At 60.4% G+C, this 24,510-nt stretch carries 23 protein-coding genes; 8 read left to right on the forward strand and 15 right to left on the reverse strand.

Annotated features, from left to right (window positions below):
- Positions 1 to 80: 80 nt before the first annotated feature.
- Entirely contained in the window at positions 81 to 470 is a 390-nt protein-coding gene (locus ACJ8HB_RS07385) for a YidB family protein (protein ID WP_033635085.1), read from the forward strand.
- Positions 471 to 473: 3 nt separating this feature from the next.
- On the opposite strand, the gene ACJ8HB_RS07390 is transcribed toward ACJ8HB_RS07385, so the two are convergent.
- Positions 474 to 1,406: a LysR family transcriptional regulator gene (locus ACJ8HB_RS07390; protein WP_047571505.1), complete on the reverse strand. Its 933-nt coding sequence runs from the start codon at positions 1,404 to 1,406 to the stop codon at positions 474 to 476.
- Between the two features lie 110 nt (positions 1,407 to 1,516).
- Between ACJ8HB_RS07390 and ACJ8HB_RS07395 the strand changes: the two genes are divergently transcribed.
- Complete coding sequence (locus tag ACJ8HB_RS07395; protein WP_047571506.1) at positions 1,517 to 2,569, forward strand: SDR family oxidoreductase; 1,053 nt, start codon at positions 1,517 to 1,519, stop codon at positions 2,567 to 2,569.
- Positions 2,570 to 2,613: 44 nt separating this feature from the next.
- On the opposite strand, the gene ACJ8HB_RS07400 is transcribed toward ACJ8HB_RS07395, so the two are convergent.
- The 3 genes from ACJ8HB_RS07400 to ACJ8HB_RS07410 form a co-directional block, all read right to left on the reverse strand.
- The gene (locus ACJ8HB_RS07400) at positions 2,614 to 3,621 is read right to left on the reverse strand and encodes an NAD(P)H-quinone oxidoreductase (protein ID WP_047571507.1); all 1,008 of its coding nucleotides are present in this window, start codon (positions 3,619 to 3,621) and stop codon (positions 2,614 to 2,616) included.
- Positions 3,622 to 3,774: 153 nt separating this feature from the next.
- Positions 3,775 to 3,984 carry a hypothetical protein gene (locus ACJ8HB_RS07405; RefSeq protein WP_033647847.1) on the reverse strand — a complete coding sequence of 70 codons (210 nt, stop codon included), beginning with the start codon at positions 3,982 to 3,984 and terminating at the stop codon, positions 3,775 to 3,777.
- A 509-nt stretch (positions 3,985 to 4,493) separates the two neighbouring features.
- Positions 4,494 to 4,868, reverse strand: coding sequence for a hypothetical protein (locus ACJ8HB_RS07410; protein ID WP_094859958.1), 375 nt, complete (start codon positions 4,866 to 4,868; stop codon positions 4,494 to 4,496).
- A gap of 376 nt (positions 4,869 to 5,244) precedes the next feature.
- Here ACJ8HB_RS07410 and cspE point away from each other — a divergent pair, with 376 nt between their 5' ends.
- Together cspE and dsrB are read left to right on the forward strand one after the other, a co-directional pair.
- Positions 5,245 to 5,457 (forward strand): transcription antiterminator/RNA stability regulator CspE, encoded by a 213-nt coding sequence (gene cspE, locus ACJ8HB_RS07415; protein WP_004935122.1) that lies wholly within the window; start codon positions 5,245 to 5,247, stop codon positions 5,455 to 5,457.
- Positions 5,458 to 5,776: 319 nt separating this feature from the next.
- Entirely contained in the window at positions 5,777 to 5,977 is a 201-nt protein-coding gene (gene dsrB, locus ACJ8HB_RS07420; RefSeq protein WP_033635079.1) for a protein DsrB, read from the forward strand.
- 218 nt (positions 5,978 to 6,195) lie between these two features.
- Here dsrB and rcsA read toward each other — a convergent pair whose 3' ends face one another.
- A complete protein-coding gene (gene rcsA / locus ACJ8HB_RS07425) occupies positions 6,196 to 6,825 on the reverse strand; it encodes a transcriptional regulator RcsA (RefSeq protein ID WP_033635078.1) in 630 nt (209 codons plus the stop codon).
- A 796-nt stretch (positions 6,826 to 7,621) separates the two neighbouring features.
- Between rcsA and ACJ8HB_RS07430 the strand changes: the two genes are divergently transcribed.
- Positions 7,622 to 8,263, forward strand: a complete 642-nt coding sequence (locus tag ACJ8HB_RS07430; RefSeq protein ID WP_077791457.1) for a GNAT family N-acetyltransferase — start codon at positions 7,622 to 7,624, stop codon at positions 8,261 to 8,263.
- 13 nt (positions 8,264 to 8,276) lie between these two features.
- On the opposite strand, the gene ACJ8HB_RS07435 is transcribed toward ACJ8HB_RS07430, so the two are convergent.
- A complete protein-coding gene (locus ACJ8HB_RS07435; protein WP_094859957.1) occupies positions 8,277 to 9,692 on the reverse strand; it encodes a pyridoxal phosphate-dependent decarboxylase family protein in 1,416 nt (471 codons plus the stop codon).
- Between the two features lie 101 nt (positions 9,693 to 9,793).
- Here ACJ8HB_RS07435 and ACJ8HB_RS07440 point away from each other — a divergent pair, with 101 nt between their 5' ends.
- Positions 9,794 to 10,669 carry a LysR substrate-binding domain-containing protein gene (locus ACJ8HB_RS07440; RefSeq protein ID WP_094887896.1) on the forward strand — a complete coding sequence of 292 codons (876 nt, stop codon included), beginning with the start codon at positions 9,794 to 9,796 and terminating at the stop codon, positions 10,667 to 10,669.
- Here the strand turns inward: ACJ8HB_RS07440 and ACJ8HB_RS07445 are convergent.
- The gene (locus tag ACJ8HB_RS07445; RefSeq protein WP_047571513.1) at positions 10,666 to 12,051 is read right to left on the reverse strand and encodes a CoA transferase; all 1,386 of its coding nucleotides are present in this window, start codon (positions 12,049 to 12,051) and stop codon (positions 10,666 to 10,668) included. The two genes, ACJ8HB_RS07440 and ACJ8HB_RS07445, sit on opposite strands and share 4 nt — an antisense overlap.
- A 61-nt stretch (positions 12,052 to 12,112) precedes the next feature.
- The gene (locus ACJ8HB_RS07450; RefSeq protein ID WP_094859955.1) at positions 12,113 to 14,296 is read right to left on the reverse strand and encodes a glycoside hydrolase; all 2,184 of its coding nucleotides are present in this window, start codon (positions 14,294 to 14,296) and stop codon (positions 12,113 to 12,115) included.
- A 501-nt stretch (positions 14,297 to 14,797) separates the two neighbouring features.
- On the opposite strand from ACJ8HB_RS07450, the gene ACJ8HB_RS07455 reads away from it, so the two are divergent.
- Positions 14,798 to 15,496, forward strand: a complete 699-nt coding sequence (locus tag ACJ8HB_RS07455) for an MgtC family protein (RefSeq protein ID WP_025303346.1) — start codon at positions 14,798 to 14,800, stop codon at positions 15,494 to 15,496.
- A 242-nt stretch (positions 15,497 to 15,738) separates the two neighbouring features.
- On the forward strand, positions 15,739 to 18,438 hold the full coding sequence (mgtA, locus tag ACJ8HB_RS07460; protein ID WP_033653591.1) for a magnesium-translocating P-type ATPase: 2,700 nt from the start codon (positions 15,739 to 15,741) through the stop codon (positions 18,436 to 18,438).
- Between the two features lie 48 nt (positions 18,439 to 18,486).
- Here mgtA and ACJ8HB_RS07465 read toward each other — a convergent pair whose 3' ends face one another.
- From ACJ8HB_RS07465 to fdhD, 7 genes are all read right to left on the reverse strand, one after another.
- Positions 18,487 to 19,260, reverse strand: a complete 774-nt coding sequence (locus tag ACJ8HB_RS07465; RefSeq protein WP_033635070.1) for a DUF3307 domain-containing protein — start codon at positions 19,258 to 19,260, stop codon at positions 18,487 to 18,489.
- Positions 19,261 to 19,262: 2 nt separating this feature from the next.
- The gene (locus ACJ8HB_RS07470) at positions 19,263 to 19,859 is read right to left on the reverse strand and encodes a hypothetical protein (protein ID WP_033635069.1); all 597 of its coding nucleotides are present in this window, start codon (positions 19,857 to 19,859) and stop codon (positions 19,263 to 19,265) included.
- Between the two features lie 210 nt (positions 19,860 to 20,069).
- Entirely contained in the window at positions 20,070 to 20,249 is a 180-nt protein-coding gene (locus ACJ8HB_RS07475) for a hypothetical protein (protein ID WP_004935085.1), read from the reverse strand.
- Between the two features lie 95 nt (positions 20,250 to 20,344).
- A complete protein-coding gene (locus ACJ8HB_RS07480; RefSeq protein ID WP_094859954.1) occupies positions 20,345 to 21,454 on the reverse strand; it encodes a YbdK family carboxylate-amine ligase in 1,110 nt (369 codons plus the stop codon).
- 72 nt (positions 21,455 to 21,526) lie between these two features.
- A complete protein-coding gene (locus tag ACJ8HB_RS07485; RefSeq protein ID WP_033635063.1) occupies positions 21,527 to 22,489 on the reverse strand; it encodes a Dyp-type peroxidase in 963 nt (320 codons plus the stop codon).
- A gap of 34 nt (positions 22,490 to 22,523) precedes the next feature.
- Positions 22,524 to 23,441, reverse strand: coding sequence for a bestrophin family protein (locus ACJ8HB_RS07490; protein WP_033635062.1), 918 nt, complete (start codon positions 23,439 to 23,441; stop codon positions 22,524 to 22,526).
- A 58-nt stretch (positions 23,442 to 23,499) separates the two neighbouring features.
- Positions 23,500 to 24,342, reverse strand: coding sequence for a formate dehydrogenase accessory sulfurtransferase FdhD (gene fdhD / locus ACJ8HB_RS07495; protein WP_025303336.1), 843 nt, complete (start codon positions 24,340 to 24,342; stop codon positions 23,500 to 23,502).
- Positions 24,343 to 24,510: the final 168 nt, after the last annotated feature.

A 24,510-nucleotide genomic window follows, 5' to 3' on the forward strand; every position in this document is an offset into this window, starting at 1 on the left:
CAGGGTCGCCGCGGCGGCCCTTTTTCGTGAAATCAATCCGGCTGTGCGGCGCGGGCCGCAGCGGCTGAAAGGGGAATATCATGGGTCTGTTCGATAGCGTATTGGGTAACATTCTGGGCGGCGGCGCCAACGGCAAAGGCATCGACTACATCGCCATTATGCAGTGGGTCGAGCAACAAGGCGGCCTGCAGGCCATTTTGGACAAATTCCGTCAGGGGCAGTTCGGCGATATCGTCGGTTCCTGGCTCGGCAATGGCGAAAATCAGCCGATTACCGGCGATCACGTACAGCAGGCGTTGGGTAGCGACGCCATCAACCAACTGGCTGAAAAGCTGGGTATCGATCCGGCTCAGGCGTCCAGCACCATTGCACAGTTCTTGCCAACGGTCACCGATGCCGCCTCGCCAAACGGTGAAGTGCAGCAAGACAGCAACGAACTGGGCGACATGGTCGGTAAACTGTTCAAATAATGATTAGGCTCCCGGCGTCTGGCCGGGGGCATTCACTCCGCTGATCCCCTCGATCGTCGTCAACGCCTGCTGCAGATGCGCCACCCAGGCGCGCACTTTCTCCGGAATAAAACGCAAGGCGGGATAGACCGCGTGCAGCGCCATGGGCGGGTAGCGGTATTCCGGCAAAACGGGCACCAATGCCCCCGTCGCCAGCTGTTCGGCGATTAAAGGCCGTTGAGCGCCGCCGATGCCGGCCCCAGCCTCAATGGCGGCCAGCAGCGATAGCGTATTGTTGGCGCGGAACGTGGGCCGCAGAGCAACCGTCTCGGGGCCGTGCGGGCCGAACAGGGTGAGCGTATCGCCGTCGTTCAGGCCGCTGTAACGAATGTGCGCATGTTTCGCCAACTCCGCCGGGGAACGCGGCGTGCCATGCCTGGCCAGATAGGCCGGTGACGCCACCAGCAGGCGTTGCAGCTCGCCCAAACGTTTCGCCACCATGCCGGGCGCATGCAGTTCACCGAAACGCAGCGCTACGTCGATGCCTTCGCCGATCACGTCGGCGAGGCGATCGTCCAGCAGCAGCTCGATGGCGAGGTTCGGATGACGTCGCTGGAAAGCGATGGCCAGCGGTGTGACGTGCAACTGCCCGAACCCGGTCGGGGCGTGAATGCGCAGATTGCCCTGCAACTGGTGGCGCTGGCCGTGCAGCGCTTCTTCCGCTTCGTCGACCGCCGCCAGAATCGGTTTGAGGCGCTGATAATAACCGCTGCCGGCATCGGTCAGGGTGACCGCCCGGGTGCTGCGAAACAGCAGCTGGGCCCCCAGTCGCTGCTCCAGGCCGGCGATTTGCTGACTGACCGCCGGCTGCGTCAAACGCAGATCGCGAGCGGCGGCCGACAGGCTGCCCAGCTCCGCCACCCGCATAAAGGTTTTCATTGCGTTCAGTTTATCCATGTCGATCTTGCCTATAGATTTTTCTTATAAGTGTTAGTGCTAATTTGGCTCTACCGCAAGCATTGCTAATCAATAACACTCAGGGCATCAACAACCCGAGGAGTGGCAAGATGAATGCAAAGCGACAGGCATTGGTGATCGGCGCCAATGGCGTGATTGGGCGCCGATTGATTGAGGAGCTGATCGGCCAGGGCTGGCAAGTGGTGGGCGTCTCGCGCCGGGGTGGGCAACCGGCGCCGGGGGTGCGCCACCTGCAGGTTGATCTGCTGGATGCGGCGGCGACGCGCGACGCGCTGCGGCCGCTGAGCGCGATTAGCCACGTTTTCTATGCCGCCTATCAGGATGCGCCGGACTGGGCGGGGCTGGTGGCGCCGAACCTGCAGATGTTGCAACACGTTGTCGAGGGGCTGGAGCCGGCCGCACCGGCGTTGGAGCACATCAGTCTGATGCAGGGCTATAAGGTGTATGGAGCGCATTTGGGGCCGTTTAAAACGCCGGCGCGCGAAAGCGACGCCGGGCATATGCCGCCGGAGTTTAACGTGGCGCAGCAACAGTATCTGGCGCAGCGGCAGGCCGGCAAGCGCTGGCGCTGGAGCGCCATTCGCCCGAGCGTGGTGGGGGGCTTCTCCCTCGGCAATCCGATGAATCTGGCGTTAAGCATCGCGGTTTACGCGTCGATCAGCAAAGCGCTCGGGTTGCCGCTGCGCTTCCCCGGTAAACCGGGCGCTTACCACAGCCTGCTGGAAATGACCGACGCCGGGCTGTTGGCGCGCGCCACGCTGTGGGCGGCGACCGAGCCGGCGGCGGCCAATCAGGCGTTTAATATCAACAACGGCGATCTGTTTCGTTGGAGCGAGATGTGGCCGAAAATCGCCGCTTACTTTGGGCTGGAATGTGCGCCGCCGCTGCCGATGCCGCTGGAGAGCATGATGGCGGACAAAGCGCCGCTGTGGCGCGAGCTGGTGCAGCGGCACCAATTGGCCGAACCGGACTATCGCGCGGTGGCCGGCTGGCGCTTCGCCGATTTCGTCTTTTCCTGGGACTATGACATGTTCGCGGACGGCAGCAAGGCGCGGCGCTTCGGTTTCCATCAGTTCGTCGAAACCGAAGCCATGTTTTTCTCGCTGTTCGATGAGTTCCGCCGTCGCGGCATCATCCCCTGAGCGTGGCATCGGTTTCCCCGCAGCACCGGCCGCGGGGAATGAGGTCAGAACGTCAGCATGATCTTGCCGATGTGCTCGCTGGACTCCATCAGCGCATGCGCGGCGGCGGCCTGCTCAAGCGGGAAGGTTTTAAAAATTTGCGGCTTCAGCACGCCGCGCTCCAGCAGCGGCCACACCTTCTCGCGCAGCTCGGCGGCGATCTGCGCTTTGTCCGCCACGCTGCGCGAACGCAGCGTCGAACCGGTATGGGTCAGGCGTTTCAACAGCAGCGGCATCAGATTGAGCTCTTTCACCACGCCGTTTTGCGTGCCGATTTGCACGATGCGGCCTTCCATCGCCGCGGCCTGATAGTTTTTGGCAACATAATCGCCGGCGATCAGGTCGACGATCACGTCGGCACCTTTGCCGTTGGTGGCGTCTTTGGTGCGTACGACAAAGTCTTCGCTGCGGTAATTAATCGCCACGTCGGCGCCCAGCGCCAGGCTGGCCTGTCGTTTCTCTTCGGAGCCGACGGTGGTGATCACCTGGGCGCAGAAGGCCTTCGCCAGCATGGTGGCGACCGTGCCGATGCCGGAGGTGCCGCCATGGATCAACACGGTCTCGCCGGCTTTGAGGTGACCGCGCTGGAACACGTTGACCCAGACGGTAAAGAAGGTTTCCGGCAGCGCGGCGGCCTCGGTCAGGCTCAGGCCCGCCGGAACGGGCAGCGCATTGCTTTCATGCACGGTGCAATATTCGGCATAGCCGCCGCCGGCGATGAGGGCGCAAACCCGATCGCCGGGCGCGAAGCAGGTCACGCCTTCCCCGGTGGCCACCACTTCGCCGGCAATTTCCAGGCCGGGGATATCCGAGGCGCCGGGCGGCGGCGCATAGTTCCCCTGGCGCTGCAGCACGTCGGGGCGGTTAACGCCGGCGGCGGCGATTTTCACCAGAAGTTGGCCCGCTTGCGGAACCGGCACCGGGCGTTCAGCGACGACCAGAACCTCGGGGGCGCCCGGCTGGCTGATTTCAATCGCTTTCATCGTGCCGGGCAGCGCTGCATTTGTTGACATGGTCACTCTCCTCATCGTGGCGGACGTGGCTATCGGGCGAAACGTCCGCAATAAAGTCTGCTGTTAGCTTAGCGAAATCGAATGAGGCGCGCGTGGTCGAATAGAGCGGTTTTGCGAGGAAGGGGCGAAGCCGCCGCGATGGGCGGCAGGGCATCAATCGTTAGGTGGGATGCGGAACCCTTTCAACGAGACGATGAAGTGGTCTTTTCCTTTGGAGATCTTGGCGCCTTTATCGCACCACAGGCTGGCAAGCTGGAAGAAGTCGTCGCTGCCGATATCGTAGGCCAGTTCGATTTTCTTGGCGGTGCCGGCGCGGATGAGTTTTTCTGCTTCCTGATGGTTTGCAGCTTTAATTATGGTCATGGGCGAAATCCTTGGTGTTAAGCCAGAGCGGATAAACGCGAATTATCATATGGCCATAGTGTGACAATTTTGTGATGAAAGCATGACAGCCCGCGAAGGCGCGGCGTGCGTTGTGCCGGGCCTTCGCGGTGAAAGCGCGTTGTCGGTTACCGATCGTACGGGCGGATGAATGTGCTTTTTTTCTGAGATTTTAAATGTTTATAGAGGGCGAAGCCCGCAATGCCGGCCAAGACGGCCAGGAGGGCAAGGGATCCTGTGGCCATGAACGTTACCTCCGAATAAGAATGGCAAGGAGGCGTATTTGTGACATTGATCACTCTGCGGGGCAATGAGAGCAATCTGTAATCGGGAAGACGCTGTGAGGGCGAGGCAAAAAAAAGCGCCTATAGGGAGGCGCATAAAGATTTGCAACACAGCTTGTTGTGTTCAACACCAGGAGGAGTGGTGAACTGACGCTATTCTATGCAGCGGCAAAGGCGGCTGATATAGGTATTACTCCGAAAGCGCCGCTACCACTCATAGCCCAACTGAATGTTGTAATCGGGATCCTGATTGGTGGAATAAGGATCGGACTGGCGGCGGCGATCGGTTTTCTTCACCGGGCCTTCATACGCGGGATAAGGTTTGGCGCGCGGTTTGCTGCAGCCTGGATGATCGCACTCGATATCGACGCGAAAACCGCTTTTATCTCTCGCCTCTGCCCAGGCAATCGGCGGTTTTTCCGCTTTGGGGGCCGGCCCCGGCTCCGGCGCAGTTTTGGGGGCGGGGGTGATGCTGGGTTCAGGCGGATGATAATTCAGTTCCAGCGCGCCCAGCGGGGCGCTGCAAGCGGCAAAGGCCAGCAGAATGGCACTGGTGGCCGGCAATGTAAGCCATCTCGGCATGGTGACTCTCCCTGAATGATTTCGTCAGGCAACTATAAAACAGCAGAACGAGAATTACTATCATTTGCCTTGGGCGTTACGGGCGAGCCAGGCGGCGATTCCATCGGCAGACGGGGTCAAATCCTGTGCGTTTAGCCGAGATTAGCGTCTCGTCACGGCGAAAAAGGTTGCTATTGCCGCTCGCTCATGAGTTAATGATGTCGGCCTGTGGTACAGACCTATTTATGCACGACATTTTGAGTAAAGTAGTTCAAATTTAAAGCGTTATCCCGGATAGCCCTTCTCTGACGAATTTCCTTTCCAGTGCCTCCATAAGTAACTGATGACCGGCTACCTCGCCCATGGCGGCTTACATTTATTATTGAAGGAATTAGACATGTCTAACATGATCAAAGGTCAAGTGAAGTGGTTCAACGAAGCTAAAGGTTTTGGTTTCATCACCCCAGCAGACGGCAGCAAAGACGTATTCGTACACTTCTCTGCTATCCAGGATCAAGGCTTCAAGACCCTGGCTGAAGGCCAGAACGTACAGTTCTCTATCGAGAACGGTGCGAAAGGTCCATCTGCGGCTAACGTTACCGCTATCTAATTGGCGCCTGGCGCTGATTGAAAAAAACCCGCTGCGGCGGGTTTTTTTGTGTCTGAAATTCGGCGGTGCGAAAAAAAACCCGCAAGTCTGCGGGCAAAAGTTCCTTGTTACTTCTTCATTTGCGAGCGCTTCTCTGGGGGGGAAACGCCTGAAGACAGGCTACGTGAGGACCGGCTTAAGATTCTGCGGCCAAACCGTTAAGAAAGTGAAAATCCAGGCGGCTGCTACGCTGATAGCAGAGGCCGGCAGGGCTAGGGCGGTGTCCATCGCCCTCGGTTTTGTAATACACTGACGGCAATCGCAAATAATGGGGAATGGTATGCAGGTTAACGATCGAGTGACGGTAAAAACAGACGGCGGCCCGCGGCGTGAAGGCATCATTTTGGCCGTAGAGGTGTTCAACGAAGGCACCATGTATCTGGTTTCTCTTGACGACTACCCGGCGGGCGTATGGTTTTTTAATGAAATCGACAGCCGTGACGGCACGTTTGTGGAGCCCTGTCGCGAGCATGGGCAGTAACTTCGGCTAATCTCATTAATTTGCTAATGAAATTGTCCGTTTTGAGATTATTTCATAGCGGTAAGATTCTTTTTATCGATGACAAAAAAATACCCGTTGCGCTAGCGGGGGATAACGCAGCAGGTATTCTTTTAAGGGCGCCAGCATCTGATATCCAGATGACATTATCACCAGGTATTTAACGGCTGGCAAAACAGAGTGGGGGCGTTCTCTGTGGTTTAACGGCTATTGACAAATATTCCACTGGTCAAGGTATCGGTCAAACGAACAACGTGGTAAATGATCTGCTTGTTGTGCGTCTTTATTTTCCGCTTGATGTTTCCTTTGTGGGAAGAGACCGTTTTGGCCTTTATTTGCATCTGGTCTGATATCTGGATGGTGCCTTGACCGGACATCCACATGCGTAACATGTTCGATTCGGTCTGGCTCAGCGTTACCGGCGTTTGATCCAGAGAGGATTTCTCCGCCCGTAGGGACGTTCTCTCGAGATAGTGACTAAGTAGCTGATTCATAGTCTCTGGTTTGATGGATTTTGACGATATGATGACGTTCTTGCGAACATATAAATAATCGTCGAAATGTACGTTGGTAATGGCCATGAAGATGAAGAATAACGTATCCGGGTGCAGTGAAATCACCCGTTTTATTCGCTCGGTGGCGTTCGCTTCGTGGATGAAGCAGTCCTCGTTAATAAACACCAGGCTGGGATTCAACTTGCTGCATTTTTCGTGCAGGCTGTCAATGTCCTCGATGGCATTAATATGGCGTTTCTTCACGCCATGCGAAGTCAGATAGTCGGTTAATCCCAATCTGGTATAGCTACATGAATCCATGATGATCGTTGGCATATCGCACCCCCACTTAAATCCGTTTTACTGCGGTAATATGAGAAAAAGCCTAAAAAGCCGAAAGGCAAAATGGAGCAATAATTCAGTGTAGCGAGTGTTCTATCAATAAACACGACGTCACTCAATGATATTTTCATACTAAACTTATTAATTGCATGAATCTATAAGTTTGGCTTAAGTCAGGGCGATCTGCTGTTCGTCCAGCTTCGGCATGTTGAGCCTGATTTGCGCTTGGCGCCCGAGCCTGTCTGCATTGCTTGCCGTGAATCTGTTCATCATGTCACGAAACAAAATTTTAGTTTGCTAGGAAAAGTCTTAAAAAAAATTCATGTGTCGTTTTTTTGAGGTCTTTTAGCGTGTTTCTTGAGCGGTGTAAAAACACTCGCACTGAGTGCTTTGGATTTTTACATATAAAAATCATTATCTTGTGGTGTTTTTTGCTTTTCGCGCAAATGATAAGCACGCCTTTTTTTATCATAACAACAAACAGAAGTTAACATTCTGGCTGGAATGTGTAGCTTAATTGTTGCTATAAATCACCGTTTTACAATGAGTTATCTGGATATTTATTTCACATGAAATAGTTTTCGTGAATGTTTAACGGTGATTGAGTGATTTTTCTAAACTATCATCCTGCTGCCCGATCCCCGGGGAGGAATGGCAGGTCGGAGTTGTCTCTGGCCCGCGTTGGTTTTAACTTGCCTCTCCACCTTTCAAAAAACAGGATGCCGCGGTGAGACGGAATCAGTATGGGCAGCCGATAGGTGAAGCCCTCCCTCATTGGCAGCCGGCAGGCATGCCCGGCCACACGCCACTGCAAGGGCGGTTTTGCCGCCTGGAACCGCTTAACCTCGAGCGCTGGGGGGATGCGCTTTATCAGGCTTATCAAACCGCCGAGGACGATCGCGACTGGACCTATCTGTTTTGGGAACGCCCGCAGTCGCGCGCAGATTTCCAACGTTATCTCCAGGCGCAGGCGTCCAGCGCAGACAGAAACACGATGGTGGTGATCGATCGGGCGAACGGGCGCGCGGTAGGAACCTGCGCTTTTTTGCGCATCGATCCCGCAAACGGCGTGGCCGAACTGGGCACCATCAACTGGTCGCCGCTGATGAAGCGCAGTGCGCTGGGCAGCGAGGCGATCTTCCTGATGCTGCGGCACCTGTTCGACGATCTTGGTTACCGGCGTTGCGAATGGAAATGCGATAGCCTCAATCTGCCTTCACGTCAGGCCGCCGAGCGCCTGGGGTTCCGCTATGAAGGCACGTTCCGCCAGGCCGTCGTCGTCAAAGGACGCACGCGCGACACCGACTGGCTGTCGATCGTCGACGGGGAATGGCCGGCGCGGCGCGCGGCGTTTGCTGCCTGGCTATCGCCGGATAACATCGGCGATGACGGGCGGCAAGCACGGCAATTGCAGGCCTTCCGACGCGAGTAATGCGCCGCGTGCATTAGGCCGCTTCCGCCAGGCAATGGCGCAGCGAGTCCAGCGCCAGTCTGATGTCCTGTTCCTCTGTCATCCAGTTGACCAGCGCGGCGCGGATCCCCGGCTGATGGTGATAGCTCGTTGGGGTGCAACGCACCACGCCGTGCCGGTTAAGGCGATCGAGAAAGCGATCGCGCGCCGCTTCGCTGTCGCCCTGCGGGTGACTGAGCGCGAAGCACACCACGTTCAAATTCACCGGCGCCAGCAGATGGAAGCCGTCGTCGGCCGCTAACGCCGCGCCCAGCGCCTGCGCCAATCGGACATTGCGCTCGACGATATCCCGTATGCCGCTGCGGCCATAGGCTTTCAGCGTCAGCCAAAGCGGCAGGGCGCGGAAGCGGCGCGAATTTTCCGGCGTCAGATGCAGATAGTTGTCCGGCCGCGGCGTCGGCGCTTCCAGGTAAGCCGAATGGTTCTGAAATACCTGCATCTGCAGATCCAGGTGGCGGGTAAATTGGATCGCGCTGTCATAAGGCACGTTCAGCCATTTGTGCGCATCGACGGTGATGGAATCGGCATGCTGCCAGCCCTCGAGCCTTGGGGCGTATAGCGGCGAGCAGGCCGCCACGCCGCCGAATGCCGCATCGACATGCAGCCAGAACGGGTAGCGCTCCCGCAGCGCCAGCAGACGCGGCAGATCGTCGAAAGCGACGGTGTTGACCGTGCCGGCGCTGGCCAGCACCAGCGTGGGACGGCCTGCGCCGGCGGCGAGCTGTCGCTCCAGCGCCGCCATATCCATGGCTTCTGAGTCCGGCAGGCTGGCGACGGTCGTCAGCGCGTCGCGGCCGAGGCCGAGCATGCTGAGCGCCTTCACGCTGCTGGAATGCGGGTTGGCCGCCAGCACCCGGATGGGGCCGAGCGCCGCCAGGCCCTGTTGGGCGATATCCACGCCGTGCTGTTGCCCCAGCCACTGCCGGCCAATGGCCAGCCCGGCGAAATTGGCCATGGTGGCGCCGCTGACCAGGCTGCCGCTGAACGCTTCCGGCAGGCCCAGCAGGGATTTCAACTGCGTCACCGCGGCCAGCTCGATCGCCGCAGCGATCGTATCATGGCTGAGCTGGCTATTTTGGTCTGTCACGCTAACCAGCCAGTCTGCCGCGATCGCCGCCGGCGTGCCCCCGCCGGTGACGAAGCCAAAATAACGCGGGCCGGCGCTGGCGGAAATGCCCGCCTGATAACGTTGCCAAAAGTCATCCAGCGCCGCCAGGGCGCCTTCGCCGTTTTCCGCCAGCCGATCGTCACCGGGTTGCAGTTGCTGTTGCGCGAGCGGTGGGCAGACCGAGCGTTGCTGCAGCCCGGCCAGAAAATCTTCCGCCAACTGGCGGGTGTGATCGAGGATCTGCGGAAACTGTGCAAGATCCTGTTGTAAACGTGGGTGCATGGCGGCTCCGAAAGCGTCAGGGATGATGGGGTAAACATAGAACATTTGCCTGCGGGCCAAAATCGATGAAAAATAGCCTTTTTGGCTAGTCTGGTTAACCAATGATGAATGAGCGTCTCCCGCTGCATGTCTTGCCGACCTTTGCTATCGCCGCCAGGTTGGAGAATTTGCGCGCCACGGCGCAGCAGGTGCATTTGACGCATGGCGCGGTCAGTCAGCAAATTCAGCTGCTGGAGCAGGCGGTGGGCTACCCGCTGTTTGAACGGCGCGGGCGCGGTGTGCGCCTGAATGCCGCCGGGAAAGAGTTGCTGGCGGCGGTAGAGCCGGCGCTGCAGGCGCTGCAGCAGGGCGTCGCCCGCGCCCGGCGCTTGGCGGCGAGCCAGACGCTGCGCATCAGCGTGCTGCCGTCTTTTGCCCATTACTGGCTGTTGCCGCGGTTGCCGGCATTTCATGCAGCCTGCGCCGATATTGCGCTGGATATCGATGCCTCGCTGGCGTTGCAGGATCTGTCGCAGCGCGGGTTCGATGCGGCGATCCGCATCGGCAGCGGCCAGTGGGCGGGGCTGCAGGCGCAGCGCATCGCGTCGGGCGACGTGCTGCCGGTCGCCTCGCCGGATATGGCGCGTCAGTGGGGAACGGCATTCGAGAACGGCGGCGACGTTCCCTTGCTGGAGCACGACGTCAGCCCGTGGCGCGACTGGTTCAATGCGCAAGGGCGCTCGCGGTGCGGGCGGCAACAGGCGGTGTTCAACGATGCCGGATTATTGATTCGCGCCGCGGAGCAGGGGTTCGGCATCGCGCTGGCGAAAAAGCTGCTGGTGCAGGATGCGATCGACGCGGGGCGGCTGGTGGCGCTGGCTGCGCCCTGTCGCCTGAGCGAGGACGACGTTTATCTGGTGTGGCCGCAGACCGCCGGGCTGACGCCGGCGATCACACGCTTGCTGCAGTGGCTGCAGCAACAGTTGGCGGCGGTTTAACGGCGCAACCACTCCGGCTGTGAGGTGCCGAGCGTGGTCGCCGGCAACGCCCATTGCAGCGCCGTACCCTGCAGGCTTAACGGGGCGCGCAGGCGTTGCGCGGCGCCCCAGTAAGTCAGCTCCGTTTCCGGGTTCTCGTCGGCGGTTCCGGCCGGCGCCAGCGGCTCCGGCCGATAATCTGCCGAACAGGGATGCGCCAGCAGCAGTTGCGCCGTGCGCGCCAGCGACAGCCGCGCGTGGTAGCCGGTGCCGCGGCTCAGGCGCTGCTCCATACCGGTCAGCACCGCCGCCGCCATCAAATAGCCGGTGGCGTGGTCCAGCGCCTGTACCGGCAGCGGTACCGGCAAACTGGCGCTGCGCCAAACCATGCCCGCCTCCGCCAGCCCGCAGCTCATCTGCACCAGGCTGTCGAAACCGCGCCGGGTGCGCCACGGTCCGCTCCAGCCGTAGGCATTCAGGCAGACGTCGATCAGACCCGGCGCCAGCGCGCGCCTTTCCTCCGCGCCATAGCCCAACTTCTCCAGCGCACCGGCACGGTAGCCGTGCACGATCACGTCGGCGTTCCTCAGCAGATGTTCAAACGTGTGGCGATCGTGCGCATTGGTCAGGTTGAGGCGCGCGCTGCGTTTGCCCAGCATTACCTCGTGCTCGACGCCGGGCTCATCCCAACCGTAGGGATCGATGCGCAGCACGTCGGCGCCCAAACCGGCGAGAAAACGGGTGGCGATCGGCCCGGCGAGAATGCGCGTCAGATCCAGCACCCGCACGCCGTGCAGCGGCCGGGCGACGGGCAACGTCCAGCCCGGCGGCGGTGCTTCCGGCTGCAGCGAGGCGTGGATCAGTGGTTCGAGCGCCACGCTCTTGCCCTGAATATGTTGTCGCCACGCGGCCGCCGAGCGCATTTGGGCCGCGCAGCCGCCGGCCTCGATCACCGCTTCCTCCAGCTCGTTTTTTTTCCAGCCCAGCACGCGTTCCGCCAGCGCGCCTTTGTCCGGTGCCGGGCCCAGCACCTGTTCCACCGCCCGCCGATGGTGCGGCGCATTGGTGTGCAGGCGTATCCAGCCGTCCGCCGTCGCGTAGTCGCCGGCCAGGGCGTCCCAGGCCGCAGGCAGCGTCCAACCCAGCGGGCGCAGCGTCCAGCCGAACCAGAGCGAGGCCATGCGTTGATCGATCCAGACCTGCGGCGCATCGGCAGCCTCGCGGCGAAGCAACTCGGCGCAGGCCAAACCGGCGGCGCTCCAGGCGGCGGTAGCCAATTCGGTCACGGGAAAAGCCGAAGGCAATGCGCCGGTACCGCTTACGGTTAACCGGTCGCAGGGCGCGGGGCGTTGCCCCAGGCTTTGCCAAATCTCGTCGAGCAGAGTGTGGATCAGAGGCGTCATCAGCCACTCCTTGCGGGTCGTCGGAAATATAGCCTAGCGTAGCCCATCGCCGGCGACCTTGCTAAGGTACAACGTCGAACGTGCGGCCGTCGGCCAGTTTGGCGCGCAGGCTGTGGGCCGCTACGCCGGCGAACGGCTGCGCGCTGAAGTTGGCGGTCAGCGTCGAACCGTCGCTGAAGGTCGTCTGCTGCACCCAGCCGTCCCGATCGAGCCAGCGGAAGTCGGTCAGCGCTTTGTCCCAGAGAGCCTGATGCAACGGCCGGAAGGCGGCGTCGGCGCGTTTGATTGCCGGCAGGCGGGCCGCCAGGGTGGCGCGGCTCAGATGGAACATCGGCGCGGTGTTGTACAGCTGGCTGAGCAGACTGCGGGTGGTCTGAACGTCGCTGAACTTCAGGTTGTCGTAATTCCAGTGGTGGCTGCTGACGATCGCATCGTGGAAAACGGCCTGGTACAGCGGCAGGCGATAACGCGGATCGAATTCGACGGTGCGGTAGGGCTGCTTCACCTTGGCGGGGCGGAAGAAAAACGCCGGTTGAGCGTTGGGCCACCAGGCGCCGAGATAATAGGGCGAGGATTTATCCTGATTCATCTGCTTGTCGCCCCAGCCGAATCCCCAGGTTTCCATGCCGTGGGCGAACATCAGGCTGCGGGCGGTTACCGCATTGCCGTCCTCCGAGCCGAGCGGCAGCTTAAGGGTGGCGCTGAACCAGGCCAGCCGGGCGTTGCGCGCCTCGGCCATCTGTGCCGCGCCAGTCGGGTGGCCGGGCTGATAGTCGTCGGAGACCATGCTGGTGCCGTCCACGTCGAGGAACAGGCTGTTCAACCCGGCCAGTTGCACCAGCTCGCGCATGCGCCGTTGAGAATAGGGCAGGACGCAGCCCGGGTTGAGGTAGTAACCCTGTTTGCCGAAGCCGGGTTTCTTGCTGCCGTCGGCGCGCACGATGGCGCAACTTTCCCGCAGCGCCGTCGGCAGTTGCGCGGTGAGCCAACTGTCGTTCACGCCGCGCGCAATGGCGGTATCGTAGGAGTCGTAGCTGGCGATCAGATAGCCGGCCGCTTTGGCGGCGCCCACCGCCTGCGGGTGCAGGAAGGCAGAGGTCCAGTTATCGGTGCCTAACCACAGGCGCGGCAAGCCGGCCTGGCGCAGCGCGTCGATCACCGGTTCGGCCAGTCCTTGCCCCCAACGGTCCGCCGGGGTTAGCCAGCGCCCCAGTTCCTGTTGCGCCCGCTCCTGAACCGCAGCAGCCTGGCGCTGCTGCGCCTGCAGAAAATCGGCGTCATCCGGCGTGGCGCCCAGCGGGATTTGCGCCGTCAACGCCTGGTTGATGCCGTCGATCAGGGGCTGTTGCTGCCAGCCCTCCGGTGTTTTGCCCGCCAGCTGCAGCAGGAGCTTTCTGCTCTCGGTATCCATCTTCTGCCGCAGCGCTTCGGCGGCGGGAGAGGCGAGGTAGTGCAGCAACCCCGGCCAATCTTTGACATCTTCCGCCGCCAGCAGTTTGTCCCCCCACAGGTAGACATGGGTGGCGCCGATCAGCTTTTCGCCTTCGGGCGCCTGCTTTATCTTCTCGCGCAGGCTGCTGAACTGGCCGTTCTGTTGCAAATAGTCGCGATAGCGACGGGCGCCGGACAGCGGCGTGTCACCGACGTGCAGCAGCACCTCGAATGCCTGTTGCTGATTGAAGCGGTTGAACTGATGCCCGGCGCGCATCTCCAGCTTTTCCTGCGCCGAGGCGAAGGTGACCCGGTTGCTGAACGGCGTCAACATCAGCCAGCTGTAGACCTTGCCCTGGTATTGCTGGCTCCACAGCGGCAGCTTCAGATCCCAGTTGGTATCCAGCGGCGTCATTTCCGCCGTCAGGTAATGGCGCCAGACGGCGTTGTCGAGCGGAATGCGGCTGCCTTCGCCGATCGGCAACAGCAGCGTTTCTGTTTGTGGCGGCAGGCGATACCAGTTCAGAAGCTGTGGCCGGTCGCTGCTGAAGCTCAGGCGCAGATCGCCGCCTTCCAGACGGGCGCTAACCTTGACCGCGCTCTGCGGCCAGCGCCAACTGGCGCGTTGTGGCGACGCGGTGAGATCTTCCACCTGTTGCGCGGGCTGCGCCAGATTGACCGGCACAGCGCCGGCGGCAATGCGCAGCGTGGCGGGATCGAGTTCAAACTGCGCGTCGCCTTGCTGCAGCAGCAGGGCATCGGCGGGATAGCTGACGAGCAGCGCGAGCGCGAGCGGGGAAAGCCGGTGTTTCATCGGGGGCGTCCTTGAAAGATGAAGGGGAGCAGTTTACCGATAAGCGCACTGCCGCCCAACGCTGTCGCTGCCGATTTGTGACATCGAAATATCATCGCGGTATTTCAGTTTATTTTTCGTTTAATAAATTAGCCTTTACTTCATTACCCGACGTCACTATACTCAGCCAAAATTTCGGTGGAGAAACCCAATTGGACAGTTGTAGTTGTAATAAAACAAATAAGGCAAGCTGACCAATTCTCTTCTGATTTGTTGCTTGCCGTTATCGGCGGGCAGCACCCCTCTCCAGTTATTCCTGAGCTGTGCATACCCGAATATAAAACGTTTCCTGAGGCCTGATGGTTTCAGGTGAATTGAGTTGGACGTTATTATGGTATTCTGCAGCCACAGCCTTTTCCCTCCAGGCACAGTACGCTGATTCGCTGATTTATTTTCGGCGCGATTTTGCGTGTGCTAAACAGCACATGATTTTATCTCCTGAGGTTAATTAAGGGGACAGTCATGGCTATGACTCCTTTCGTTTTAAATTTATTGCTGGCGATGTGCCTGGGCGCGGTAATTGGCGCCGAGCGCCAGTGGCGCCAACGTATGGCCGGCCTGCGCACCAATGCGCTGGTGGCGACCGGCGCGGCGGTCTTTATTCTCAGCTCCATGTCCACCGATCCGGCCAGCGCCGGCCGCGTGGCTGCGCAGATTGTCTCGGGTATCGGCTTCCTCGGCGCCGGCGTTATCATGCGTGAAGGGCTGAACATTCGCGGCCTCAACACCGCCGCCACGCTGTGGTGTTCGGCGGGGATCGGCGTACTGTGCGGCCTGGGCCAGCATTGGGATGCGGTGGTCGCCACGCTGGTGATCCTGTGCGCCAATATCCTGCTGCGCGAGGCCGCCCAGCGCATCAATCTGCAGCCGCACCAGCAGGCGACCGATCTGGAACTGTGCTATCGCATTCAGGTGACCTGTGGCGAGCAGGATGAAATTCTGGTGCGTACCCTCATTCTGCAGGCGCTGAACGGCGTCGCCTTGCGGCTGCAATCTTTGCGCAGCGCCGATATTTCCAGCCCGGGGCAATTGGAAGTGTGCGCGGAAATTACCGCCACGCCGGCCGCACAAAAAGAAATTGAGGGTATTGTCTGCCGCGTCAGCCTGGAAAAAAGCGTGAGCGCCGTTCGCTGGCGCGTTGCGTCTGAATTACCGGTCTGAGTAATGATATAAATATTTATTAACTTGATTATATGTTCGTGTTTATTCAGGTAGGCCTGAATAACGCGAGCATTAAGGAGGCGTTATGGACGATGACCCCGGAAGGGAAATGATTCTTGCGTGGCTGACAGGGTAATCACGCTATTCAGTCACGCTAATTAGAAAATTCCACTCTGCGCAGAGTCACCTGTTTATCGGGCGGGATACCCCTGTGCGCAGAACGAAAATAAGAGAATAGCGTTATGACTCAGATTAATGAAAGAACGCGTCGCCGTGATAAAGACGCGGTGACCTACGCCATTGCGGAAGAAGCGACCAACAGCATCGCCCAAACGCTGGCGAACCTGAAGTGCAACCGCAACGGTTTGACTCAGGACGACGCCGATGAGCGGCTGGAGCAGTTCGGCGCCAATCAGGTCGCCCACGACAAGGCGCCGCATGCCTTGATCCAGCTGATCAAGGCTTTCAACAACCCGTTTATCTTCGTGCTGATGGTGCTGGCTGCGATCAGTTTCTTTACCGATTATTGGCTGCCGCGCCAGAGCGGTGAAGAAACTGAACTCACCGGCGTCATTATCATTCTCATCATGGTCACGCTGAGCGGGCTGCTGCGTTTCTGGCAGGAATACCGCACCAACAAAGCGGCGGAAGCGCTGAAGTCGATGGTGCGCACCACCGCCACGGTGCTGCGCCGCAGCAGCTACAGCGCGCATCCGCTGACGCTGGAAGTGCCGATCCGCGAACTGGTGCCGGGGGATATCATTCAGCTCTCCGCCGGCGACATGGTGCCGGCCGACGTGCGCCTTATCGCCTCGCGCGATCTGTTCATCAGCCAGGCGATTTTGACCGGCGAAGCGATCCCTATCGAAAAATACGATGCCATGGGCAGCGTGGCGCAGAAGTCGAGCGAAGGGGAAGTGTCCAGCGAGAACGCGCTGCTTGAGCTCTCCAACGTCTGCCTGATGGGCACCAACGTCGCCAGCGGCACCGCCACGGCGGTGGTGGTGGCGACCGGCGGGCGCACCTACTTCGGCTCGTTGGCCAAGTCCATCGTCGGTTCGCGGGCGCAAACCGCGTTCGATCGCGGGGTGAACAGCGTCAGCTGGCTGCTGATTCGCTTCATGCTGGTGATGGTGCCGGTGGTGTTGCTGATCAACGGTTTCACCAAAGGCGACTGGAGCGAGGCGGCGCTGTTCGCACTGGCGGTGGCGGTCGGCCTGACGCCGGAAATGCTGCCGATGATCGTCAGCTCCAACCTGGCGAAAGGGGCGATCGCCATGTCGCGCCGCAAGGTGGTGGTGAAGCGCCTGAACGCCATTCAGAACTTCGGCGCCATGGACGTGCTCTGCACCGACAAGACCGGCACGCTGACCCAGGACCGCATCATTCTCGAGCACCATATCGACGTCAACGGCGCCAGGGATAACGAGGTGCTGCACCTGGCCTGGCTGAACAGCTTCCATCAGAGCGGCATGAAGAACCTGATGGATCAGGCGGTGATCCGCTTCGGGCGCGGCAAACCGGGGATCGAAGCCCTGGGGCGTTTCAGCAAGGTGGATGAGCTGCCGTTCGATTTCGTGCGCCGCCGCTTGTCGATCGTGGTGGCGGACGAAAATGGCAAGCAGCAGCTGATCTGTAAGGGCGCGGTAGAGGAGATGCTGGAGATCGCCACTCACGTGCGTGAAGGCGACAAGACGCTGGAACTGGACGACGCGCGCCGTGCGGCGCTGCAGGCGCTGGCCCGCGAGTATAACGAAGACGGTTTCCGCGTGCTGGTGCTGGCGACGCGCGAGCTGGATGCGCAACGCCCGGCCGACCCGCTGAGCGTGGCCGACGAGCGCGACATGGTGGTGCAAGGGTTGCTGACCTTCCTCGATCCGCCGAAGGAGAGCGCGCAGCAGGCGATCGCCGCACTGCAGGAAAACGGCGTGACGGTGAAGGTGCTGACCGGCGACAACCCGGTGATCACCTGCAAGATTTGCCGCGACGTCGGGCTGGAGCCGGGTGAACCGCTCTCCGGGCTGCAGATTGAACAGATGGATGATGAAACGCTGGCGCGCGAAGTGGAGCAGCGCACGGTCTTCACCAAGCTGACGCCGCTGCAAAAATCGCGGGTGCTGAAAATGCTGCAGGCCAACGGCCATACCGTCGGCTTCCTCGGTGACGGCATCAACGATGCGCCGGCGCTGCGCGATGCCGACGTCGGCATTTCGGTCGACACCGGCACCGACATCGCCAAGGAGTCGGCGGACATCATCCTGTTGGAAAAGAACCTGATGGTGCTGGAAGAGGGGGTGATCAAAGGGCGCGAGACCTTCGGCAATATCATCAAGTACCTGAACATGACCGCCAGCTCCAACTTCGGCAACGTGTTCTCGGTGCTGGTGGCCAGCGCCTTCATTCCGTTCCTGCCGATGTTGGCGATCCACCTGTTGATTCAAAACCTGATGTACGATATTTCCCAGCTGTCGCTGCCGTGGGACAAGATGGACAAAGAGTTCCTGCGCAAGCCGCGCAAGTGGGACTCCAAAAACATCGGGCGCTTTATGCTGTGGATTGGGCCGACCTCGTCAATCTTCGATATCACGACGTATGCGCTGATGTGGTACGTGTTCGCCGCCAACAGCGTGGAACACCAGGCGCTGTTCCAGTCCGGCTGGTTCATTGAGGGGCTGCTGTCGCAAACGCTGGTGGTGCATATGCTGCGCACCCAGAAGATCCCGTTCATTCAGAGCACCGCGGCGCTGCCGGTATTGCTGACCACCGGGTTGGTGATGGCGCTCGGCATCTACATTCCGTTCTCGCCGCTCGGCGCCCTGGTTGGCCTGCAGCCGCTGCCGTGGGAATACTTCCCGTGGTTGGCCGCTACGTTGGTCAGCTACTGCGTGGTCGCGCAGTTGATGAAGCGTTTCTACATCCGCCGCTTCGGCGAGTGGCTGTAAGCCGCCTCGGCGTTCACTCCGGGGGCGAAATTTTTCGCCCCCGCTCCGCTACAGCAGTTTGTTGACCAGCAGGCCGAGCATGATGGTCAGCGTGAAGGAAAACAGCGTGCCGAGCAGCACATACTCGGTGCGCATCTTATCGTCGCTCTGGCGCAGATCGCCGAAACGGAAGATAGATTTGGCCGCCAGCAAAAAGCCGATCGCCGGGATTTGCCCCAGCAGCACAAAGGTCAGGATCAGCGTTCTCTCCAGATAGCCAATCTGTTTGCCCGCGCGCAGCAGCGAGTCGTTGTCGGCCTTGGCCGAAGGCGGCATTTGCGGCGTCCAGTGCGCCAGCAGTTGCCCGATCAGCAGGCTCATCGGCAGATAAATCAGGCTGTAGGCCACCAGCACCAGGCCGGTTTGCCAACGCCCCAGTTGCCGCCCCAGCGCGGCGAGCAGTTCACCGGCATTCGGCGTCAGCCCCAGCCACAGCAAGGCGATTACCGCCAGATGCAATCCCTGATCGAGCAGGAAACTGCGGGCCGGGCTCAGGCGGTTCATCGCGGTGACCTTCAGTAAATCGATCAGGTAGTGGCTGACGGCGATGATCAGCAGGCTGGCCAGCACCTGAAGTGAAGAAAGCCCGCCGTGCAGCAGGCCGAAACCGGCCACCACCCAGGCGGCCAGCACCCCGTGCAGCAACGCGTGCAACACCAGAAAACGTGAACGCGCGCGATGCTGGATTTTATCTTCCACCCAACTCAGCGGCTGCAGCGGAAAATCCGCCAGCAGATGGACGAGCAACAGCCAGGCCAGCAAAGGCGCATAGGTCAGATCCATAGTCAGACGATCCTGTTAATGGCGTGAATAAACCGCATGATTTCCTCGTAGGCCGCGCGTTTCAGCGCGGCGGAGACCGTGGAGGCGGCTTTTTGCAGCTGATCCGCCACGGCAGCGCCGCTGTCGGCGAACATTCTCGCCTGGACGATGCGCGCTTCGGTCTGCGACAGGCGGCCAATCACATGATCTAACATCGGCAGCAGATCGCTGACAATGGCGTTTGTCCGATCGTTGTCGGTTTTCAGAGCCAGCCGGCAATTTTTCGCCATGGCGTCCAACGCGCTGCCGGAGTTGATAAAGGCGCTGCCATAGCCGGCGGCGTCGGGCCGTTGGCTGCCCAGCCCGACGGCGACGCGCGCATCCCAGTGCGCGGCGCCCGTTGCCCGCAGCGCGAGGCGAATATACACCGCCAGCAGCAGCCCGTCCTCCGGGGCGGCCTGCGCCTGGAAGGCGTCGCCGCGAAAGATTTCCACCTGATGCAGCCGCCCGTCGCGCCGCAGCCGATCGAGCAGGCTGTGCAGCTCATTGAGGTAGTTGACGGTGTCTGATCGGCGGGAATCGACCAGATCGCCGCTGATTACGCTGATTGGCGTCGGCATGACATGTTCCGATGTTTATAGAAGGATGACTATAAATTCGCACCTGGATACGAATATGTCAATAATTCGCCTTTTGGGGCGAATTTCTCGGATTTTCGCCTGTGAGGACGAATTGAGGCAGGGTGAGGAGGGGAATGAATGGCCGGGAATGCGCGGGCCTGCAGGCTCGCCACCGGCGGCGTAGACGGAAAGTGGCCGGCAACCGGCCGTTCAGAAGCTTTTAACCAGCACGTCACGCGGCATTTCGCTGCCGTGTTTCAGCAGGTGCTCAAACGATCGCTCGCTGCTTTTCAGCTGCTGCAAAAATTCCTGCGGCGACAGATCGTGTTTTTTGCCGCTCATGTAAGCCAGCGCCAGTTCTTTTGCCTGATAGCGGGAGAAGTTGTACATGGTGTCCTCGATACGATGAATGTCAGTGCTCACGATTGTAGCGAAAGAGCACATAATGAACAGCGGCTTTGGCGTATGGAATCGATAGCCGAAACTTAACTTGCCGGTTGCAACAGCTCATCGCACAGGCGCTTGATCACCTGAGCCTGCGGCAGGCCGTTGTGCAACATCTGGCGGATATGCTCCGAATCGCTGATGCCCTGGCGGACATGGTGCTCGATCGCCTGTAGCACGGCCCGATCCTCCCGTCGCTCGGCGAAACCGCTCAGCGCGTCGAGAGTGTGCAGGATATGGGCGGTCAGGCTGCTGCGGCGCAGCGTCGCGGGATCGACGTATTCGGCGGCGAAACCGCTGCGATAGGCGTTGATCTTGTTGTAATTGGTGAAGGCATCGTATTCCGGCGCGATCGGCGTGCGGTGTTGCAACAGAAAATCAGCCAGCAGACGGCAGTAACCGACCAGCAGCACGGCATGCGCGAGGCGCAGCGGCGTATCGCAGATGCGGATCTCCACCGTGCCCAGCTCCGGTTTGGGCCGCGCATCCCAGTAAATATCCTTGATGCTTTCAATCACGCCGGCGGCGTTCAGCCGTTCGTAGTAGGCATTGAATTCGCGCCAGCTGTAGATGTGTTCCAGGCATCCGTAGTTGGGGAAGGAATTCTGCGCGCTGAAACGGGAGCTGGCAAAGCGCGTATCGACGCCCTGGTACAGCGGTGACGATGCGCTGAGCGCGATCAGCTGCGGAAAGTAGGGCGTCAGTGCATGGCACAGGTACATCGCTTCGTCCCCGTCGTTGACGCCGAGGTGGATGTGTTGGCCGAACACGCAGGCCAGCTTGGAAAGATAGCCAAAGCGGCTGGCCAGCTGCCTGTAGCGCGCGTTGTCGCTGATGACCTGCTTGCGCCAGTCGTTGCTCAGATGGCGGCCGCCGCCGCAGACGTCACAGCCCAGGCGCTGCGCGCTGCGCCGGACGGTATGGGTCAGGGCGCGCAGCTCGGCGTGCAGCTCCTCGAGATCGCGGTGCACCGAGCTGTTCAGCTCCACCATCGATTTGGTGAGCTCATGTTTGACGCGCCGGCGGTCGCCGACCGCGCTGACCACCCGGTCGGCCCGATCCGTAAGATCGTAGTGCTTGTCATCGACCAGCTGCAGCTCTATTTCGGTGCCGATGGAGAGCCTTTCCGAACGTTTGAATGTGAGCGGCATGGTGCCTCCCCTCAATACGCAACGTTAATTCAGTATAAGTCGCGGGGGGAGGCTTTGCCGCAGAAGGGAGGGTTAATGCAGTTCGGCGCCGCTGCGATCGGCCAGCGCTTCCAGCAGCGGGGCGGACGGCACGAAGAACAGGGTGCCGGTCACCGCGTGGCTAAAATCGAGCAGCCGATCGTAGTTGCCGGCCGGGCGGCCGATAAACATGTTTTCCAGCATCTGCTCGATTGGCTGCGGAGAGCGCGCATAGCCGATAAAGTAGGTGCCGAATTCGCGCAGGCCGGGGCGGCCGAACGGCATGTTGTCGCGCAGAATTTTCACCTCGTTGCCTTGCTCGTCGGTGATGGTGGTCAGCGAACTGTGCGATGACGACGGTTTGACCGCTTCATCCAGTTCGATGTTGGACTGCTTATGGCGGCCGATGATCTTCTCCTGCGTTTCCACGCTGAGCGAGTTCCAGCCCTGCATATCGTGCAGGTATTTTTGCACCAGCACATAGCTGCCGCCGCTGAACGCCGCGTCTTCGTCGCCGATCACCGTGTAGTCGAAGGCTTCGTGCCCCTCCGGGTTCTCCGTGCCGTCGACGAAGCCGATCATGGCGCGCTGATCGAAGTAACGGAAGCCGTGCACCTCTTCGACCACCGTCACGGCGTCGCCGAGCTTGCCGACCAGCTGCGAGGCCAGTTCGAAACACAGATCCATTTCATCGGCGCGGATATGCAGCAGGATATCGCCGGGCGTGGCGACGGCGACGCGTTCCCCGCTGCCGATCGGGCTGAACGGATGCAGCTGGCGAGGGCGCGGGGCGCCAAACAGCGTATCCCAGGCTTCGGAGCCGAAGCCGCAAACGCAGGTGAGGTTGCCCGCCGGCGCGCGTTTGCCGACCGAACGCACCACGGCGGCGATGTCGCCGCACCAGGCGCGCACCGCCGCCAGATGGGCGGGAACGGGCGACAGAGTGGCGACGATGAAGATGGCATGGCGCGTTACCGGCGTGAATACGGCTTGCGGCGGGTTGTTATTTGCATTCATTGCATTCGGCTCCAGTGTGTTCGGGTGAAATCGATCAGATCAAATTAAAGTGCTCGTCGGGTTTCATCGGCGGCGGCAGCGGGCTTTGGTCGTTCATTTCCAGCAGGTTGCGCTCGATGGTGTTGCAGATGGCGTTTAACGGCAGATGGTTGGCCGACACGCCGAACGGATCTTCCAGCTCTTCGGCCAGTGAGTCCCAGGATAAGAAGGTATAGGAAATGAACACCGAAACAAACGGTGTCATGTAATGCAGATCGGTCACCAGGGCAAAAGGCAACAGGCTGCAGAACAGGTAAACGGTGCGCTGCAGGATCAGGGTATAGGCGAACGGCACCGGCGTGCTGGCGAGCCGTTCACAGCCGCCGAGGGCGTGGGACAGCTCGCTCAGCTTGTTGTCGAGCAGCTCGAAGGTGATGTCGCTCAGCAGCCCCCGTCGGCGCAGCTTGCCGATCTCCTGGCCCAGCATCAGCAGGATGCGGTTGGTCGGCATCGGGCTGGCGATCACCTCCGCCAGCTCTTTGCTGCTGAGGTTGTGGTACAGATCGGCGGTCGGATCGGTGGCGCGCAGCTGATGCTTCAGGCTCCAGCTGAAGGCGATCAGCAGCTTGGCGACCTTCTGGTGCACCGCCGGTTCGTCCGGCAGCAGGCTTTTTATCTGGCGCAGCAGGGATCGCTCGGTAATCAGCAGCGAGCCCCACAGGTTGCGCGCTTCGACAAAGCGGCTGTAGCCGGCGTTATTGCGAAAGCCGAGAAAAATCGCGATGGCGATACCCAGCAGGCTGAACGGCGCGATGGTCAAATGCACGCCGAGCTGTTCGTACCATTGATAGCTGATCACCGCCACTATCGACATCAGCACGTTCAGCGACAGGCGAAAGGTGATCTTTGACAGCACGGAACCGTGCCAGGCGAACAGGCGAAAAAACCAGTTCTGGTTCGGGCGAATTATCATGACGTGGGTGCTTCCTGGTGTCCTGCTATTGAGAATAGTCGATTCTTATCCGGCGGCGCTATGCCGCCGTCGTCGATTGCCAGAGCCGCTGCGGGTGCGTATAGACGGTGGCGCGCCCTGGCTTGCTGAAGCCCACCAGCGTCAGGTTGCTGCGCTCGGCCACCTCGACCGCCAGGCGGGTGGCGGCGGAAACGGCGAACAGGATCTCGACGCCGCACATGGCGGATTTTTGCACCATTTCATAGCTGGCGCGGCTCGACACCAGCGCCGCCCCTTGCAGCCACGCCTGTTGGCTGCGGTAGCCCAGCAGCTTGTCGAGCGCCACGTGGCGGCCGACGTCTTCACACCCGCCGCTGAGCGCGCCATCCGGCTGGATCCAGGCCGCCGCGTGGGTGCAGCCGGTCAGTTTTCCCACCGTTTGCACCTCCTGCAGCTGCGCCAACGCCCGGTCGAGCAGGGCCAAATCGAAGCGTTGCGTGAAGGGCAGCGGCGCGATGGGCTGGGCGACCTCCTGCAGTTGCTCCACCCCGCAGACGCCGCAGCCGGTGCGGCCGGCCAGGCTGCGGCGCTTCTCTTTCAGCTGCATAAAACGGCGGCTCGAGAGTTCCACATGCACTTCAATGCCGTTGCAGGCCGGCTGTTGGCGGATGTCGTAGATATCGTCGGGGGAGGCGATGATGCCTTCGGACAGCGAAAAACCGATGGCGAAGGCCGCCAGATCTTTCGGCGTCGCCATCATCACCACGTGGGAAATGCCGTTGTACACCAGGGCGACCGGCACTTCTTCCGCCAGCCAATCCTGTTGCGCCTGGGCCAGATCGTTGCGCTGCCAGACCGCGTGGCGCGACAGGCATTCCTGTTTGATATCGTCGGTTTCTGCGAGGAGCAGGTGCTTGTTCATAACGTTCTCGTGACCGTCGGTGACGAGGCGCCGACGGGGATGAATTCTTATTAGCAGGTGTGGGGATTATACAGGATTCTGATCCCGCCCGCGCAGGGAATGACGTCTGCCGGCGACCCCACCAGGTTATCCACAGTTTTGGTGGATAACGTGTGTGCAAGGGGCGGT

Source organism: Serratia sp. CY27727 (assembly GCF_052169275.1).
GTDB lineage: Bacteria > Pseudomonadota > Gammaproteobacteria > Enterobacterales > Enterobacteriaceae > Serratia > Serratia sarumanii.